21 protein-coding genes are annotated in these 17283 nt (G+C 61.3%); 9 read left to right on the forward strand and 12 right to left on the reverse strand.

All coding sequences use genetic code 11. From position 1 onward, the window contains the following. Position 1: 1 nt before the first annotated feature. A complete protein-coding gene (locus tag HKK54_RS06005; protein WP_003215531.1) occupies positions 2-880 on the reverse strand; it encodes a DMT family transporter in 879 nt (292 codons plus the stop codon). Positions 881-1066: 186 nt separating this feature from the next. Between HKK54_RS06005 and HKK54_RS06010 the strand changes: the two genes are divergently transcribed. The 3 genes from HKK54_RS06010 to HKK54_RS06020 all read left to right on the forward strand — a co-directional run bounded on the left by HKK54_RS06010 (position 1067) and on the right by HKK54_RS06020 (position 3591). Next, positions 1067-1483, forward strand: coding sequence for a hypothetical protein (locus HKK54_RS06010; RefSeq protein ID WP_169386363.1), 417 nt, complete (start codon positions 1067-1069; stop codon positions 1481-1483). A 236-nt stretch (positions 1484-1719) separates the two neighbouring features. Beyond that, positions 1720-2610: a KPN_02809 family neutral zinc metallopeptidase gene (gene ypfJ / locus HKK54_RS06015; RefSeq protein WP_010174845.1), complete on the forward strand. Its 891-nt coding sequence runs from the start codon at positions 1720-1722 to the stop codon at positions 2608-2610. Next, on the forward strand, positions 2611-3591 hold the full coding sequence (locus HKK54_RS06020) for a hypothetical protein (protein ID WP_010174843.1): 981 nt from the start codon (positions 2611-2613) through the stop codon (positions 3589-3591). Between the two features lie 129 nt (positions 3592-3720). On the opposite strand, the gene HKK54_RS06025 is transcribed toward HKK54_RS06020, so the two are convergent. From HKK54_RS06025 to HKK54_RS06035, 3 genes are read right to left on the reverse strand one after another with little or no spacing between them, the layout of a single operon-like run. After that, a complete protein-coding gene (locus tag HKK54_RS06025) occupies positions 3721-4308 on the reverse strand; it encodes an HAD family hydrolase (RefSeq protein WP_010174842.1) in 588 nt (195 codons plus the stop codon). Continuing rightward, entirely contained in the window at positions 4305-5174 is an 870-nt protein-coding gene (gene tesB / locus HKK54_RS06030) for an acyl-CoA thioesterase II (protein ID WP_010174840.1), read from the reverse strand. Before tesB ends, HKK54_RS06025 begins: the two co-directional genes overlap by 4 nt. 41 nt (positions 5175-5215) lie before the next feature. Beyond that, positions 5216-5785: a GNAT family N-acetyltransferase gene (locus HKK54_RS06035; protein WP_169386364.1), complete on the reverse strand. Its 570-nt coding sequence runs from the start codon at positions 5783-5785 to the stop codon at positions 5216-5218. A gap of 76 nt (positions 5786-5861) precedes the next feature. On the opposite strand from HKK54_RS06035, the gene HKK54_RS06040 reads away from it, so the two are divergent. After that, positions 5862-6782: a histone deacetylase family protein gene (locus HKK54_RS06040; RefSeq protein WP_010174836.1), complete on the forward strand. Its 921-nt coding sequence runs from the start codon at positions 5862-5864 to the stop codon at positions 6780-6782. Between the two features lie 172 nt (positions 6783-6954). After that, positions 6955-8226: a TIGR03862 family flavoprotein gene (locus tag HKK54_RS06045; protein WP_010174834.1), complete on the forward strand. Its 1272-nt coding sequence runs from the start codon at positions 6955-6957 to the stop codon at positions 8224-8226. Between the two features lie 3 nt (positions 8227-8229). Here the strand turns inward: HKK54_RS06045 and HKK54_RS06050 are convergent, their stop codons facing one another. The 4 genes from HKK54_RS06050 to yedA all read right to left on the reverse strand — a co-directional run bounded on the left by HKK54_RS06050 (position 8230) and on the right by yedA (position 11538). Beyond that, the gene (locus HKK54_RS06050; protein ID WP_169386365.1) at positions 8230-8496 is read right to left on the reverse strand and encodes a hypothetical protein; all 267 of its coding nucleotides are present in this window, start codon (positions 8494-8496) and stop codon (positions 8230-8232) included. Positions 8497-8506: 10 nt separating this feature from the next. Next, a complete protein-coding gene (locus HKK54_RS06055; RefSeq protein ID WP_141629537.1) occupies positions 8507-9043 on the reverse strand; it encodes a hypothetical protein in 537 nt (178 codons plus the stop codon). Between the two features lie 218 nt (positions 9044-9261). Beyond that, entirely contained in the window at positions 9262-10593 is a 1332-nt protein-coding gene (locus HKK54_RS06060) for a DEAD/DEAH box helicase (RefSeq protein ID WP_010174828.1), read from the reverse strand. A gap of 48 nt (positions 10594-10641) precedes the next feature. Continuing rightward, positions 10642-11538 carry a drug/metabolite exporter YedA gene (gene yedA / locus HKK54_RS06065; RefSeq protein ID WP_010174826.1) on the reverse strand — a complete coding sequence of 299 codons (897 nt, stop codon included), beginning with the start codon at positions 11536-11538 and terminating at the stop codon, positions 10642-10644. 160 nt (positions 11539-11698) lie between these two features. On the opposite strand from yedA, the gene HKK54_RS06070 reads away from it, so the two are divergent. Next, positions 11699-12160, forward strand: coding sequence for an Lrp/AsnC family transcriptional regulator (locus tag HKK54_RS06070; protein WP_010174823.1), 462 nt, complete (start codon positions 11699-11701; stop codon positions 12158-12160). Between the two features lie 105 nt (positions 12161-12265). On the opposite strand, the gene HKK54_RS06075 is transcribed toward HKK54_RS06070, so the two are convergent. Further along, on the reverse strand, positions 12266-12520 hold the full coding sequence (locus HKK54_RS06075; protein WP_029616067.1) for an acyl carrier protein: 255 nt from the start codon (positions 12518-12520) through the stop codon (positions 12266-12268). Positions 12521-12715: 195 nt separating this feature from the next. Here HKK54_RS06075 and HKK54_RS06080 point away from each other — a divergent pair, with 195 nt between their 5' ends. Continuing rightward, on the forward strand, positions 12716-13009 hold the full coding sequence (locus HKK54_RS06080) for a DUF6124 family protein (protein WP_169386366.1): 294 nt from the start codon (positions 12716-12718) through the stop codon (positions 13007-13009). 195 nt (positions 13010-13204) lie between these two features. On the opposite strand, the gene HKK54_RS06085 is transcribed toward HKK54_RS06080, so the two are convergent. The 3 genes from HKK54_RS06085 to HKK54_RS06095 all read right to left on the reverse strand — a co-directional run bounded on the left by HKK54_RS06085 (position 13205) and on the right by HKK54_RS06095 (position 15217). Further along, a complete protein-coding gene (locus HKK54_RS06085) occupies positions 13205-13816 on the reverse strand; it encodes a 3'-5' exonuclease (RefSeq protein ID WP_003215504.1) in 612 nt (203 codons plus the stop codon). 24 nt (positions 13817-13840) lie between these two features. Beyond that, positions 13841-14317: an NYN domain-containing protein gene (locus HKK54_RS06090; protein WP_003215502.1), complete on the reverse strand. Its 477-nt coding sequence runs from the start codon at positions 14315-14317 to the stop codon at positions 13841-13843. Between the two features lie 129 nt (positions 14318-14446). Then, the gene (locus HKK54_RS06095; RefSeq protein WP_010174816.1) at positions 14447-15217 is read right to left on the reverse strand and encodes a DUF2076 domain-containing protein; all 771 of its coding nucleotides are present in this window, start codon (positions 15215-15217) and stop codon (positions 14447-14449) included. Positions 15218-15396: 179 nt separating this feature from the next. Here HKK54_RS06095 and HKK54_RS06100 point away from each other — a divergent pair, with 179 nt between their 5' ends. After that, positions 15397-16056 carry a YciC family protein gene (locus HKK54_RS06100; RefSeq protein ID WP_010174814.1) on the forward strand — a complete coding sequence of 220 codons (660 nt, stop codon included), beginning with the start codon at positions 15397-15399 and terminating at the stop codon, positions 16054-16056. 41 nt (positions 16057-16097) lie between these two features. Next, a complete protein-coding gene (locus HKK54_RS06105; RefSeq protein WP_169386367.1) occupies positions 16098-17186 on the forward strand; it encodes an endonuclease/exonuclease/phosphatase family protein in 1089 nt (362 codons plus the stop codon). Positions 17187-17283 lie beyond the last annotated feature (97 nt).

A 17283-nucleotide genomic window follows, 5' to 3' on the forward strand; every position in this document is an offset into this window, starting at 1 on the left:
CCTACCTGCGCCGCTGCTGCCAGGCAGCGGCCAACCCGCTCAGGCAAATCACCCCGATCCCGACCACGGTGGTCAGGTCCGGGGTGTGATTGAACACCAGCCAGCCCAACAACCCCGCAAACACGATCTGGCAATAGCCGAACGGTGCCAGCAGCGCTGGCGCCGCGAAGCGGAAGGCCTGGGTCAGCATCAAGTGTGCGGTCATCCCGCAGGTGCCCAGCGCCAGCATCAACACCCCGTGCCACAGGCTCGGCACCTGCCAGAAGAACGGTACCAGTGCACTCATCACCAGGGTGTTGCACAGCCCGGCGAAGAAGTTGCTGGTGGTGGGTGTGTCGTACTTGCTGAGGATGCGCGTGAGCAGCTGGTAGAAGCAGAAGAACAGTGCGGAGGTCAGCGGCAACAACACCGCCGGCGTAAACAGCTCACCGCCCGGATGCACGATGATCAGCACCCCGATAAACCCGCAAATCACCGCCAGCCATTGGCCGCGGGTCACGTGCTCGCCCAGCAGTGGCACCGACAACGCGGTGACCAGAATCGGCGCAAGAAAGTTGACCGCCGTGGCCTCGGCCAACGGGATAAAGTGCAGCGCCGCCGTAAAGAACAGGCTGGTGCCCAGCAGGCACAAGGCCCGCGCCACCTGCAGCAACGGCCGCTTGCTGCGCAGCACCCGCAGGCCCGATTGCGGCAGGAAGATCCCGGCCATCAACAGCGTGTGCACCAGGTAACGGGCCCACACCACCATCACGATCGGGTAAAACCCGGCCAGGTATTTGGACAGCGCGTCGTGGCTGGAAAACAGAAAAGTCGCCACCACAATCAGCAAAATGCCTTTGAGCGGGTGGTTGACGCCGGAAAGTGGGGTACTGAGGGTCATTGCATTCTCTTGAGTGGCAGGCTGAAATGACCGCCGCATACCGCGGCATAATCTAGAACGGGTGACGCGCCTCGCTCAAGAGCATAACCAAACACTGTTCGAACAGCGCACTAAATTGCGCTTTTCCAGTCCAACGCTCCACGCCCACCCGCCCATTGCGCGTTTTTTAACCAAGGCCTTCTCACCATGAAAAAAACCCTGTTGATGCTTTCGACCCTGGCGCTGCTCAGCGCCTGCGATAAACAAGCCGAGACGGCTAAAGCGCCTGCTCCGGCGTCGGTTCAAGCAACGCTGGTGCCGGAAGTGCTGCCCACCGACAAATGGGTCGGCAAGTGGATGGGCGTCGAAGGCCTCAACCTGACCATCGCCAAGGACGACAGCATCGGCCGTGGCCACTATGTACTGACCATGAAATACGGCCTGGATGACGATGACTCCGGCACCTTCAAGGGCCAGGCGTCTGAAGACGGCATCACCTTTGAACGCCCGGACGGCCCGCAGATCCTGAGCGCCGGTGACGGCGAAGCCACGGGCCTCAAATGGCTGGCCGACAAGAAGGACTGCCTGATCGTCGACACCGGCGAAGGTTATTGCCGCGACTGACACCAACAACTTCCCGCCGGACACCCATCACCTGTGGCGAGCGGGCTTGCCCCGCGTTGGGCTGCGCAGCAGCCCCATAACAGGCCAGGGTGTTCTTTTTGGAGGAATTCGGTGTTCTTATTGGGGCTGCTGCGCAGCCCAACGGGGGACAAGCCCCCTCGCCACCGACAGCCGGACTGGCGCCAACCCTACACACCAACAACACTGAGCTGCAGGTTCAACAAGAGGATTGCCACATGCTATGGAAAAAAGGCCGACGCAGCGACAACGTGGTGGACGCCCGCGATGACAGTGGCGGCGGTGGCGCAGGCATGCGCTTTGGTGGCGGCAAGGGCCTGAGCCTGACGGCGATCGTGCTGATCGTCGGCATCGGCTGGCTGACCGGCCAGGACCCGATGCAGATCCTCGGGCAACTCAGCGGCCAGCTCACCGAGCAAGCGCCCTCCGTCAGCCCGCAAACTCGCCAGGCGCCGCCGGCCAATGATGAACAGGCTGACTTCGTGCGCGCCGTGCTCGGTGACACCGAAGACACCTGGGCCCAGGTGTTCCAGGAGAACGGCCTGACCTACAAGAACCCCAAGTTGATCCTGTTCCGTGGCCGGGTGAACTCCGCCTGCGGTGGCGCCACGTCCGCCAGCGGGCCGTTCTATTGCCCGGCAGACCAACAGGTATACCTGGACCTGGATTTTTTCCGGGAAATGTCCCAGCGCTTCAAGGCCGCTGGTGATTTCGCCCAGGCCTACGTGATCGCGCATGAAGTCGGACACCACGTTCAGACGCTGCTGGGCATCTCCGCGAAGATTCAGGCAGCCCGCCAGCAAGGCCGGCAGATGCAAGGCGACGGCGGCCTGCTGGTGCGCCAGGAACTGCAAGCCGACTGCTTCGCCGGGGTGTGGGCCAACCGCGCACAAAAGCGCCTGAACTGGCTGGAGCCTGGCGACATTGAAGAAGCACTGAATGCGGCCAACGCCATTGGCGATGACCGCTTGCAGCAACAGGGCCAGGGCCGTGTAGTGCCTGACTCGTTTACCCACGGCACCTCGGCACAGCGGGTTCGCTGGTTCAAGACCGGCTTCGCCCAGGGCCAGATCACTCAATGCGATACCTTTACCGCCAAGAGCCTTTAAATGAATAAACGACTGGGTCTGCTGTTAGGTTTGTTGATCACCTGTTCTTCCTCCTCCTGGGCCGCCGAGCATGGCGTCAAGGAGGTCAGTCCCGATCGTTTCCACCTGGATGCCGGCGACCTCAGCGTCGGCTTGAGCCAGGACTGGCGCCAGCCACTGCCTCAAGTCACCCGCGCGCTGATCATCGTGCATGGCCGTTTGCGCAACGCGATGACCTACCTGGACAGCGGCGAAAAAGCCGCCGAAGCCGCAGGACAAAACGCCAACACCTTGGTGATTGCGCCGCAGTTCCTCAACCAGACCGACCTCAAGCGCAACCAGATCGACAGCCAGACCCTGCGCTGGAACAGCAATGACTGGATGGCCGGCGAGCCGTCCACCGGCCCGGGCCAGATCAGCTCCTATGGCGCCCTGGACCAGATCATCAAGCACCTGGGCAACCGCAAGCTGTTTCCGAACCTGAAGGAAATCGTGGTGGCCGGCCATTCCGGCGGCGGCCAGGTAGTGCAGCGTTTTGCCCTGACCGGGCATGATCACCCGCTGCTGCAAACCGAAGGCATCAGCTTGCGCTATGTAGTGGCCAACCCGTCGTCCTACGCGTACTTCAGCCCGCAGCGTCCGGTGAAGTTCGATGTTTCCAGTTGCCCTGATTTCAATGACTGGAAATACGGCATGCAAAACCTGCCGGCCTACGCCAAGGGGCAAAGTGCCGAGCAGCTTGAGCAGGCGTATGTGTCGCGCAATGTGACTTACCTGCTGGGCCAGCAGGACACCGACCCGAATCACCCGGCGCTCGACAAGAGCTGCGGGGCTGAAACCCAGGGCGCGTATCGCCTGATTCGCGGGCACAACTATTTTGACTACCTCAAGCAGCGGCACCCGCAGTTGGGCCACAAGTTGGTTGAAGTACCGGGCGTTGGGCATAACGGGGACAAGATGTTTACCTCGCCTGAAGGGCAGAAGGTGCTGTTCTCCCAATAACTGACGAAACCGGATCAAAAATGTGGGAGCTGGCTTGCCTGCGATGGCATGCGCTGGGTGTTACTGATACACCGCAGTGTCTGCATCGCAGGCAAGCCAGCTCCCACATTTGATCTTCATTGCCTGGGGTTAGAGCATCCGGCGCAGTACCGCGCAATCTTCGGCATGCCAATCCGCGAGTTCCGGCCACGGGTTATCCGGCAGATTGACCAGCACAGTCTTCGTGCCCGCCGCCCGCCCGCAATCCAGGTCAAACCGGTAATCACCGACCATCACCATCGCTTGCGGCGCCACTTCCCACGCTTGCGCCAGCTTCAACAAACCACCCGGATCAGGCTTTGGCGGCGCATCATCACGCCCCAACACATCCTCGACCGCAAAGCAGTCGGCCAAACCAATCGCCTGCAATGTCACATGGGCCAGCTCCCGCGCATTGCGCGTCAGGATGCCCAGGCGATAACCCCGCCCGGCCAACTCCCGCACCAACTCCACCGCACCGGTCGCCGCCACCGAACCCAGCGCCAACTCACGCTCGTGCTCCAGCAACCACGCGTGCTTGGCCGCGGCTTCATCGGCAGGCAACGCCGCCAGGTGGGTCAGAATGTCGTCGGTCGCCGGAATACCCAGCGCCACGCGAATCGCCGCAAAGTCATGCACGGCCACCGTCAGGGTGCCGTCCATGTCGAACACCCAGTGCTTCACATCAGCCAGGCTCATGCCCAGTCCTTGCGATGACGAATCAAGCCTTCCTGCGTGACCGACGCCACCAATTGCCCGGCGCGGTTGTACACGCTGCCCCGGGAGAACCCACGGGAGTTGCCGGCCCACGGGCTGTCCATGGCGTAGAGCAACCAGTCATCGGCACGCAGGTCGGCGTGGAACCACAGCGCGTGGTCGAGGCTGGCGACTTGCATGTCTTTCTGCCACACGGTCTTGCCATGGGGCAGCAGCGAGGTGGTCAGCAAGCCGAAGTCAGAGGCGTAGGCCAGCAGGTATTTGTGCAGTGCCGGCGAGTCGGCCAGGGCGCCGTCCGCGCGAAACCACACGTACTTGACCGGGTCGGACGGCTGCGGGTTGTAGGGGTCTTTCTCGGTGACCGGGCGCACTTCGATCGGCTTGGGACACAGCAGCTTTTCGCGCATGTGCTCAGGGATCAGGTGCGCGCGCTGTTGGGTCAGCTCCAGCTCCGACGGCAGGTTTTCCGGGCCGACCACCACCGGCATGGTGGTCTGGTGCTCGAAACCTTCTTCGTCGTACTGGAACGAGGCGCTGCAGGTGAAGATCGGATTGCCCTTCTGGATCGCCGTCACCCGGCGCGTGCTGAAACTGCCGCCATCGCGCACCCGGTCCACCGAATACACGACCGGCAACGCCGCATCGCCGGGACGCAGGAAGTAACCGTGCAACGAATGCACATGCCGCGTCTCCTCAACGGTCTGGCTGGCCGCCGACAGCGACTGGCCCAATACCTGGCCGCCGAACAGTTGGCGAAAGCCCAGGTCCTGGCTGCGGCCGCGAAACAGGTTTTCCTCGATCGGCTCCAGGGTCAGCAGGTCCACCAGATCTTCCAACACTTGGCTCATAGAGCATCTCCTACAACAATCTATTGGGCATTCCGGGCTGCTTATCCGTGCAGCGTGTCCAACCATTGGGCGCGGGTGATGCGATACAACACATGATGCCGCACCGGGTCATCCGCTGCGACCTTGGGGTGCTCAAAATCTGCCAGGGGATCGTAATGCATACCGATGGCCTGCATGACTTTTTGTGATGGCAGATTGGCTTCAGTGGTAAACGAGACAATTTCGTTCAGCTTCAGCCGGTCGAAACCGCAGCGCAGCGCCGTCCAGGCGGCTTCACTTGCATAGCCCAGGCCCCAATGCTCCCTGGCCAGGCGCCAGCCAATTTCCACCGCCGGGGTAAACGGGGCGTCGAAGCTCACATTCAACAACCCGGTGAGGCCGATGAATTCGCCGCTGTCCTTGCGCTGCAAGGCCCACAGGCCAAACCCGTACTCGGCGAAATGGCCGCGAATGCGCCCGATCAGCGCGGCGCTTTCCAGGCGACTCAAGGTAGCCGGGAAATACCGCATCACCTGCGGGTCGGCGCACATGCGCGCAAACTCCGGCAAGTCGGCATCGCTCCATTGGCGCAGCACCAGGCGTGCGCTCTCCAATTCCAGTATCGGCTCCATTGGTCCCCCTCCCTTGCCATGTGCGTGAGTGTAACGCGCTGTTAAGATCCTTCGCTGGTTCCCGTCAGAAATCGCCATGCCTTTGCCATTGATCTACCACGACGACTACAGCCCCGAGTTCCCGGCGGACCACCGCTTCCCCATGGATAAATTCCGCCTGCTGCGTGACCACCTGGTGGAGAGCGGCCTGACCCGGGACAGCCAGCTGCTGCGCCCGGAACTGTGCCCCGCCGAGATTCTGGCCCTGGCCCATGAACCTGGGTATATCGAACGCTACATGAGCGGCGAGTTGTCCCGCGAAGACCAGCGGCGCCTCGGCCTGCCCTGGAGCGAAGCGCTGGCCCGGCGCACCGTGCGCGCAGTGGGCGGCTCGTTGCTGGCCGCCGAACAGGCGCTGGAACACGGCCTGGCCTGTCACCTGGCCGGCGGCACCCATCACGCCCACTACGATTACCCGGCGGGGTTCTGCATCTTCAACGACCTGGCGGTGATCAGCCATTACCTGCTGGCCAGCGGGCGGGTCAACCGGGTGCTGATCTTCGACTGCGACGTTCACCAGGGCGACGGCACCGCGCGCATCCTGCACGACACCCCGGACGCGATCACCGTGTCCCTGCACTGCGAAAAGAACTTCCCCGCGCGCAAGGCCGAAAGCGACTGGGACATCCCGCTGCCCATGGGCATGGGCGACGAGGATTACCTCAAGGTCGTCGACGATGCCCTCAACTACCTGCTGCCGCTGTATCAGCCCGACCTGGTGCTGTACGACGCCGGCGTGGATGTGCACAAGGACGACGCCCTCGGCTACCTCAAGCTGACAGACGAAGGCGTCGCCGCCCGCGATGAAAGCGTGATGCGCCACTGCCTGGGCCGCGATATTCCGGTGGTCGGGGTGATCGGCGGCGGCTACAGCAAGGACCGCCCTGCCCTGGCCCGTCGCCACGGGATTCTGCACCACAGTGCGCAGCGCGTCTGGACGTCATCAGGCTGTCATTGAGTTATGCACGTTACCCACAATCGCTGTGGAACTGCCTGTGGATAACCTGAGTGGAAACCTCTGCAAGCCATACGCCGCATGGCCTGCAGAACACTGTACGTTTTTTGATCAGGCAGCATGAGCATCCTCGGGTAGAATGCTCGGCCTACTTTGCCGAACCGCAGTTATCCCCATGTCCCAGACTCAAACCCCACCTCAACACGTCATCATCATCGGCGGTGGCCCGGCCGGGCTGATGGCCGCCGAAGTGTTGAGCCGGGCCGGCGTGCGCGTCGACCTGTACGACGGCATGCCGTCGGTGGGCCGCAAATTCCTGCTGGCGGGCGTTGGCGGCATGAACATCACCCATTCCGAGGCTTACCCGGCGTTCCTGTCGCGCTACGCCGAGCGGGCGCCGTTTATGGCGCCGTTGCTGCGTGAGTTCGGAGCCGAAGCGTTGTGCGAATGGATACACGGGCTGGGGATTGAAACCTTTGTCGGCAGTTCCGGCCGGGTGTTTCCGACCGACATGAAAGCCGCCCCGCTGCTGCGCGCCTGGCTCAAGCGCCTGCGGGACCAGGGCGTGGTTATCCACACCCGGCATCGCTGGCTGGGCTGGACCGCCGACGGCGGCTTACTTATCCACAGCCCGGACGGCGAAAAAACGGTCCACAGCGACGCCGTGCTGTTGGCTTTGGGTGGCGGCAGTTGGTCGCGACTGGGCTCCGACGGTGCCTGGCTCACGTTGCTGGAAGACAAGGGCGTGCCGTACACCCCGCTGCAACCGAGCAATTGCGGCTTCGAGGTGCCGGCCTGGAGCGACCTGATGGTCAGCAAATTCGCCGGTGCACCGTTGAAAAACGTCGCCATCGGGTTGGCAGACGACAAGCCCCGGTTGGGCGAATGCGTGGTCACCGCCACAGGTATCGAGGGCAGCCTGATCTATGCGCTGTCGGCGCCGATTCGCGAGGCCATCAATCGCGATGGATCGGCCACCGTGCATCTCGACCTGCTGCCGAGCAAGCCACTGGACAAGGTGATTGCGGCGCTGAGCAAGCCGCGAGGGTCACGCTCGATGAGCAAACATTTGCACAGCCAGTTGGGGTTGGATGGGGTGAAGGCCGCTCTGTTGCGCGAATTGGCACCGGCGGAGCACTTCAATGATCCCGCGCAATTGGCAGTCGATATCAAGGCGCTGCCACTGACGCTGGTGAAAACCCGGCCGATGGACGAGGCCATCAGTACTGCGGGCGGTGTGCCGTTTGAGGCACTGGATGAGCGGCTGATGCTCAAGCAACTACCCGGCGTATTTTGCGCAGGCGAAATGCTGGATTGGGAGGCGCCTACCGGCGGGTATTTGCTGACCGGGTGTTTTGCCAGCGGGCGAGTGGCGGGGCAAGGCATTTTGGCGGCGCTGAAAGTTGCAGAGGGGCAGCCCCTTCGCCAAGGGATGCACCCTCTCTGAGCGTTACAGCAGTTGTTTTCTCAGGCCACCGTGAACATACCGCTGATTGGCCTTCGGGCGCCCTTGCAGGTCAATCACCATCGTTCGCACACGCTGCTGAAACGCCTGCAAAGCGTCGAGCACCTGGTCATCCACCGGAAGCCGCTGTACGGCACTTGGCGCGCAATGCTCACCGGATGAATGACCGGTCTCCAGCGCCTCCAGCTCGAACTCCTCAAACTCGTCACTTCCCGTCAAAGCACGTCCCTCCGGTTCTTCTGGAGTCTCCACACCCAACCCGTCAATTTTGCTTTAGACCCTGTTTATGAACCTGGTAATTAACACCAAACGAATCTTCCACCACCTTGAGGTGTGGAGCCCCGGCCCCCAGTAGTTTTTCCAAATCACCCAGGTATTTCTCCTGGACGTAATAAAGTGCAACACCACTGTCGTCATACCCGGCCTCGCCGGCATCTTTTTTGTACGCTTCCTTCAAGTTGCGGTATTGCTGCTCAGCCGTCTCCTTGATTGTATTAAGCGTCTCTTCCAGGCCCTGTTTGGTTCCCGGCGATAACTCGAAGTTATTCTTCATATGCTCCACATACTCCTTGCCAGCCCGATAGGCTGGATAAAGAGTACCCGCCGTTATCAGCTCGTTCGCCTTGTCCAGTAAGCGACTCGCGGTTTCTTTTATTTTGGCGTCGGCCTCCGCCTTGCTCTTCCTGGATTCGTTGACGCCAATACCGACACCCGTAACGACCAACCCACCTATTATCGCCGCCGCGAACGGCACCAAAAAAACAGCCATATGTGCTCTCCACTTAAAGTCGATATTCATAAGTCAGTCCACTGACTTAATCATAGTGACCCGTGGCGGCCTTCAGTTCCGGTCGAACACAACTTTCAACCAGACAAAGTATGTCCGAGCGAGAACAAGGTAATCATTCAGGATGAGATACCCTAACTATCAGTTGCACACTATTCGATATGTTAAACATGAGCGGGATTGCCCCGCCCATCTCATTCGCCGACCGTCTATTTTATAGACCCGGACACTTATTTTTTCTTGCGCGGCCCGGTGTTAAACGCAGGCACCTTGCGCACTGGCTTGATCGACGGCTCCGCCACCGACACTTCACCACTTTCCACCCACTTGCCCAGGTTGCGCTTGCCGCCACCGGATGCCTTGGGTTTCTTCGGCTTTTTCGGCTTCTTCACCACCTGGCCGCTGGCATCGGTGTCCGGCACGCGATGCTCAGGCTCGAAGTCCTGCTCCATCTTGCGGGTCAACGTCTGACGGGTCAGCATCTCAATGGCCGACAGCATGTTCACTTCATCGGCACACACCAGGGAAATCGCCTCACCGGTGTTGCCCGCACGACCGGTACGGCCGATGCGGTGGATGTAGTCCTCGGCCACGATCGGCAGGTCAAAGTTGACCACCAGCGGCAAGTCTTCGATGTCCAGGCCACGGGCTGCCACGTCGGTAGCCACCAGGATCTGCACGTCGCTGCTCTTGAAGCGATCCAGCGCACGCTGGCGCGTGGCTTGTGGCTTGTCGCCGTGAATCCCGTCGGCATTGATGCCCAGGCCCTGGAGTTTTTCCACCAGCGCGTCCACACCGTTACGGGTCTTGGCGAACACCAGCACCTGCTTCCAGCGACCCTTGCGCATCAGGTGCACAAACAGCTCGGCCTTGCGCTTCTTGTCCACCGGCACCACCCATTGCTTGACGGTGTTGGCGGCAACGTTGCGCGGGCTGACTTCGACGGTCAGCGGGTCGTTGAGCATCTGCCCGGCCAACTGGCGGATCTCGTCGGAGAAGGTCGCGGAGAACAGCAGGGTCTGGCGTTTTTTCGGCAACATGCGGTAGATGTTCGCCAGTTCTTCGGAGAAGCCCAGGTCGAGCATGCGGTCGGCTTCGTCCAGCACCAGGGTTTGCAGCTGATTGAGTTTCAGCGCGTTCTGGCGGAACAGGTCGATCAGGCGGCCAGGCGTGGCCACCAGCACATCGACACCTTTGCGCAGCTTCATCATCTGTGGGTTGATGCTCACGCCGCCGTACACGGCGTAAGTGGTCAGCGGCAGGTTTTGCGCGTACTCGGCGACGCTGGCGTGAACCTGTTCGGCGAGTTCGCGGGTCGGGCACAGGATCAGCGCGCGTACCGAGTTGGCGCTGACTTTCGGCCCTTCCATGGTCAGCAGTTGCAGCAGCGGCACGGCGAAACCGGCGGTTTTGCCGGTGCCGGTCTGGGCCGCAGCCATCAGGTCGCGACCGGCCAGCACCGCCGGAATGGCTTGCGCCTGCACCGGCGTCGGGGTCTGGTAGCCAAGCGTCTCAAGGGCGCGCAGCAAGGGTTCGATCAGGCCAAGTGTGGCGAAAGTCATGGAAATACCGTAGGAAAAAGTCAGCGCAAGGTCGCAATGCGCGGCAGTTTACCTTATTTCCGGTTTCGGCTTTCGCCACTGTGGCAGGCTGATCAGCAGCACCGCGCTGATGATCACCAACATTGCCAGGGCTTCTTCCATGCCGATGGTCTCGCCGACAAACACAATCCCGAGCAACACCGCCACCGCCGGGTTGACGTAGGCATAGCTGGTGGCCGCCGCCGGGCGCACGTGCTTGAGCAGGTACATATAGGCGTTGAAGGCGATGATCGAACCGAACACGGTCAAGTAAGCCAGGGCCAGCCAGCCTTCCAGCGGCGGCATGGCTTGCAGGTGTTCGCCGCTGACAGCGCTGAGCACCAGCAGCACGGCACCCGCAATCAGCATCTCCGCCGCACTGGCCATGGCGCCTTGAGGCAGCGGCAAATGCTTGCTCCACACCGAACCGAAGGCCCAGGCCGCCGCCGCAAAAATCAGCAGGGCCGCACCGGTGGGGCTCGATTGCAGGTTGGAACCCATATTGAGCATGGCGATGCCGATAATCCCCAGCACCACCCCGGCCCATTCCAGACGGGTATTACGCGCACCCCAGAAATAACCGCAGAGCAAGGTGAACAGCGGCACGGTCGCCACCGCCAACGCGGCCACGCCGGAAGCCACGCCCGTGTGCTCGGCCACACTGACCGCGCCGTTACCGAAGGTCAGCAGCAAAATGCCGATCTTGCCGGCGGCCTTCCACTGAACCCAGGTCGGCGCCGGGGCCCCACGCCAGCGCAGGAAGGCATACATCAGCGCGCCTGCCGTCATGAAGCGAATCCCCGCCAGCAACAACGGCGGCCAGTACTCCACACCAATGCGAATCACCAGGTAGGTAGACCCCCAGATCACGTACAACGCAAAAAAGGCGGCGATCAACGGTAAGGGAAAGCGACGTGGGCCAGGCATTGGGCAGCTCTGCGGCAGGACAAGGGAGCGTTATTTTAGAAATCCCCGACTGTAAACATAAGTTACAAAACCTGTTTAAAGCGCCAGTACACTTTTCAAAACACGGTTATCAAGGCTATAAACCGTGCTTTCGAAAGCCACGCATTCCCGGAGCCTTATCATGGACAAATACGACCGCATGCTTCTCAGCGCCCTGCTGGAAGACGGCCGCGCGTCCTACGCGCAATTGGCGCGCACGGTAAACCTCTCGGCGCCCGCCGTGGCCGAACGGGTGGCGAAGCTGGAAGCCAGTGGTGTGATTACCGGGTATCAGGCCAAGGTCGACCTGTCCAAGGTGGGGTTGCCGATCCAGTGCGTGATTGAGCTGAGGTTGACCAATCATGGGAGCCAGAAGGTGTACGACGCGCTGGCGGAAATTCCCGAGTTGACTGAATGCCATCGGGTGACCGGGGACCCGTGCGTGATCATGCAGGCGGCGGTGGGCTCGATGCCGGAGCTGGAGAGTTTGATCAATCGGGTGGCGAAGTTCGGGTTCAGCAAGACCTCGATCATCTTGTCGAGTGCGATAGAGCGCCGGGTGCCGCTGGGGCAGTTGGAAGGGAATGGGAAGAATGGTGGGTGATCTATCGCCATCGCGGGCAAGCCCGGCTCCCACAGTTGATCGCATCCAGCCCAGGCAACGCGCTCAACTGTGGGAGCTGGCTTGCCTGCGATGGCGTCAGTAGCTTCACCGCTGCCGCACAATCAAGTCTACGATTTGCTTGATGGTAGTAATTCCGTTCCAGTCTTCTTGGGTAGCGCGCAAATCGAATTGCCACTTGATCTGCATGACGAAGCAAGTCAGATCATCATCAATGATCTCAAAGTCATGAATAAAGTCTGTCTGCTCTGTCACCTGACTTCGATCTATGAAGCCGACGATATCAACAAAAAGTTGAATGACTTTTTCGCTGACCTCAATTCGCGTGAGGTTACTTTCCATTTCCTTCCTCATACACCTACTTTTTAAGGGCCAGCAAGACTGATCCCTTTCATTTGCAGGACCTTTCCTAGCGCGCTTTCAAGCCTTGCCCACACTGGATCACATCGCTAGTCTCGCCCGGTCATCGACCATTCGGTGACCGGATGTGCAAGTCCGATTGCAAGGGGTGACAGCTTCCATTTCAGGAGTTCCACCATGATCAAAACAACCAGTTCCCACGAAGAAATCCTCAGCGACAACACCCTCACCCGCCGCGCCATCGATTACTACCTCAAAGCCTCCGCCCCGGACGGCGCCCCCTTCGTGCTGAACGACAACATGAGCTTCGAAGACGCCCTGGCACGGGCGGCCGATTTGCTGCATTGCGCCGTGGCAACCGCACAGATATCCGGCGAGCCCATGAACGGGCAGCAGCGGGCGGTGATGCATTTGGTGGAGATGGCGAAGGTGGTGGTGGATCGGTCGCTGGACTGTTTACAGCCTCGGTAAACGTGCTTTCTGTGGCGAGGGGGCTTGTCCCCCGTTGGGCTGCGCAGCAGCCCCAGCAGGCTCACCGAAGTCTTTCAGTTAGATAGTGGAGTTTTTGGGAGGGGCTGCTTCGCAGCCCAACGGGGGACAAGCCCCCTCACCACAGAGAGCCCCCCTCTCCAAGAAAGTACCCAGCCACAGGGAACGGTGCAGGAATCAGAACCCGCGATGCTTCTTCAGATGATCATTGATCTTCGCCGCCGGAACCTTCTGCAAGCTGCACAGCAATTCGTGTGACAACTCCCGCAACCCGTGGGTGCGGCGCAGTTCCTCGGCCAAGTGTGCGGTGAGGTTGGCCGCCATCTCCGCATCCGCCATCGCCCGGTGAGCCTTGCCGGTGTGGGGCAGTTGGGCAAACGAGGTCAGGGTGCCCAGCTTGTGATTCGGCGCCGCCGGCATCAAGCGCCGCGCGAGTAACAGCGAACAGGCAAACTTCTGCAAACGCGTACGGCGGATCAACCCCAGCTCGAAATCCCAGAACTTCTGGTCAAACGCGGCGTTGTGCGCCAGCAGCGGCGTGGTGCCGACAAACTCGTTCACCTCGTTCATCACCCGCTCCGCCGACGGCGCGGTACGCAACATGGCGTTGCTGATGCCGGTCAGTTGCTCGATAAACCCCGGCACGCGCACGCCCGCATTCATCAGGCTCTGGTAGCGGTCCACGATCTGGCCCTGCTCCAGGATGACCACGGCGATTTCCGTGGCCCGGCAGCTGCTGCTCGGCTGGATGCCGGTGGTTTCAAAGTCGATGACCGCTATACGTTCCAAACCTGTTCCAACTCCGTCAAAAATCTATTTAAGCAGCAACGCGCCTTCGATCGGCACGTAGCGGCTGGCGGCGCGTATCAATGAGTTGGCCGTCAGCCCCGGCACGCCGTAGGCCACGGCTTCGACGCCGTGCTTGCTGATGATGCGGTCCAGCAGCATGTCGAAATCACCGTCGCCGGAGGCCAGCACCACTTCGTCGACATGGGCGGCGGCGTCCATGATGTCGATGGTGATGCCCACGTCCCAGTCGCCCTTGGCCGAGCCGTCGCTGCGCTGGATGTAGGGCTTGAGCTTCACGGTAAACCCGAGGTTGCGCAGGATCTGCTGGAATTGCTGCTGCTTGCTGTCGCCACGGTCGATGGCATAGGCGTACGCCTCGACAATCTGCCCGCGCTGGCTGATGTCAGCCCACAGGGCGGCGTAGTTGAAGTGACAGCCGTACGCCTGGCGCACGGTGTAGTAGAGGTTTTGTACATCGGCGAACACGGCTATCTTTTTCACCGCAAATCCTCATGACACGCGCATGGACCCCGGACTCAAAGGCCCGGAAAGGTTGCCAGTATGCCAGCCACACGGAAGTTTCCGAGAAAAATCAGCCCAGGGCGACGAAGCGCCCCGGTTGAGTGTGGGTCAGACGAAGGAATCGTCGTCGCCAAAGGAGGAGGAGTCGTCGGAATAGTCGTTGTCGGCGAAGCTGTCGGATGAGTTGTCGCTGCCCCAACTGTCGTTGCCGGCAAATTTCTGGTCGTCGTTGCCCCAGTTGCTGTTGTCGCTGGCAGGCGCCGGCTCTTCGCGGATGATCTCTTCAACCACTTGAGGTTGTTGCGAGTTGTGGCTGAACAGGCTGCTGATGCCTTCTGCCAGCATCACACCACCGGCCACGCCGGCTGCGGTTTTCAGTGCGCCGCCGAGGAAGCCGCTGCCAATCGGCGCTGCGGGTGCCTGTTGCGGCTGTTGGTAATTCTGCTGGGGCGCGCCGTAGTTCTGCTGCGGTGCAGGTTGCCCGCCAAACGACGGACGCGCCGGTTCACGCCAGCCACCGCCGGAAGACGCAGGGGCGCTCTGGGCCGGCTGCGGGTCGCGGGAGCCACCGCCAAAGATGCTCGACAGGAAACCGCCACTGCTCGGGGCAGGCTGCGCCGCCTGGGATTTGGCCTGTTGCAGTTGGTCCTGCAATTGCCGGATCTGCTCGGCCTGCTGCTTGTTCTGCGCATCAAGGCTCTTGATCGCATGCTCTTGCACCAGAATCGACTGGGTCATGTAGTACGCAGCGGCCGGTTGGCGAGTGACGTGTTCCTTGATCCGCGCTTCGGCCTGGGCGTCGCGGGGGGCTGAGTCCGTTTCGGCTTGCTGCAACCGTGAAAACAGTCCATCGATCAGGGTTTGCTCTTCGCTGTTCATGGCGACCTCGTTAGATTGCCGGTAGAAATCTTCGCCTTGCCCACTATGTGCAAGGTACAACCCAGTTATGGGGCTGTTACTGATTGTTTCAATGGTCTTTACGCAAGGTTTACGTTTGCTTGCATCTGGTCATGATCGGTTAAAGTAACGCCCTTGCTTTTCGGCCTGTGAAGACCCTGATGAATCCGTTAGACGTACTGCGCGACTCCTTCTTCTTTTTCAAGCGCAACCTGGGCGCCATCGTGCAGTTGTGCCTGCCGTTGGTGATCTTCGAAGCCCTGCTGCAACAGGTGCTCGACCACACCCTCGGCCCGGATGCGTTTCCCGGCTACAGCGTGGTCATCGGTTTGCTGGTGTATCCGCTGTACACGGGCGCACTGATCCTGTTCCTCGACGCCCGCACCCGGGGCGAATCGCCACGTACCCTGGATGTACTGGCCATGGCCCTGACCCTGTGGCCGCGTTTTGCCTTGCTGACGGCTGTCAGCACGCTGCTGATCCTGCTGGGCTTGTCGCTGTATTTTCTGCCGGGCCTGTGGCTGATGGTGGTGCTGGCCTTCGCTGAATACCTGCTGGTGCTGCGGGGCATGTCGGCGCTGTCGGCCATGAAGGAAAGCCTGCGCCTGACCCGTGGGCATTTCTGGCGCATCCTGGTGTGCCTGCTGTGCGTGATGACCCCGCTGTGGTTGCTCAAGGGCGCCAGCGTCGCGGTTTACCCGGACCCGAACCCGCTGCTGGGCCTGCTGATCGACAGCGCACAAAGCTTCCTGCAGCTGTTCACCAGCGTGGTGTTGTTCCGCCTGTTCATGTTGATTGGTGGCGACGCCGACGCGCGGTGATATGCTCCGGGCCTTGTCCTGCAACGCCATAAGCCGAGCCGATGACCCGACTACTGCGCATTACCTTGCTGGGCCTGCTGATTCTCGCGGCCCTGCTGACCGGCTTGATCTACAGCCTGACCTGGCGCCCTGCCGACAAGGAAACCCTGCCCATCCGCTGCGTCGCGCCCCGCGCACCCACCCTGTTGCCGGGCCAGGCGCTCAAGGTGATGACCTGGAACGTGCAGTACCTGGCGGGCAAGAACTACGTGTTCTGGTACGACACCCCGGACGGCAGCGGCCCGGACGACCGCCCCACCGTTGAAGACATGGCCGCCAGCCTCGACGAAGTGGCGCGAGTGATCCGCGACGAACAGCCCGACATCCTGCTGTTGCAGGAAGTCGACGAAGGCGCCAAGCCTTCCAGCTACCAGGACCAACTGGCCCTGCTCCAGGAGCGCCTGGCCGATCTCTACCCGTGCAGCGCCCAAGCCTTCGACTGGAAAGCCGACTTCGTGCCCGACCTGCACATCTTCGGCAGCGTCGGCCGCAAGCTGGTGACCATGAGCCGCTACCAGATCGAACACGCCGAGCGCCTGCAACTTCCGGTAGCCCACGCCAACCTGATCAGCCGTCAATTCCAGCCCAAACCCGCGTTATTGCTGACCTACCTGCCGCTGAGCGATGGCGGCCAGTTGGCCGTACTCAATACCCGCCTGGACGGCACGGCCCCGGGGCACAACGCGGTGCAGGAACAGGTGCAGGCAACCGTCAAGCTGGTGGATAAATTCGAAAGCCGTGGCACGCCATGGCTGATGGGTGGGGATTTCAACCTGTTGCCGCTGGGGCAATTCCTGCGCCTGGACGCCGGCAAACGCGGGCAATACTCGCCGGACAGCGAGCTGCATCTGCTGTGGGAAAAGTACCCGATGATTCCGAGTAACAGTGAATCCAGCGGGATTGATCGGAACCAGTGGCTGACGTATTTCCCGAACGACCCGACTGTAGAGGGCCCGGATCGTACGCTGGATTATCTGTTCTACAGCTCGCGGATCAAGAAGGTCGAGGCCAAGGTGCGGCAGAGCGATACGGTGCGTATCTCCACTCATTTGCCGGTGATTGCGCGATTCCTGTTGCCCGCCGCGCAGTAAGCCACGCGGCAAAACAGTAGGGGAGCTGGCTTGGGTGGGAGCCGGGCTTGCCCGCGATGCAGGCACCTCGGTCTATCCAACAGACCGAGGTGATGCC

Origin of the sequence: Pseudomonas sp. ADAK13, assembly GCF_012935715.1 — a bacterium.
In the GTDB taxonomy this organism is placed as follows: domain Bacteria; phylum Pseudomonadota; class Gammaproteobacteria; order Pseudomonadales; family Pseudomonadaceae; genus Aquipseudomonas.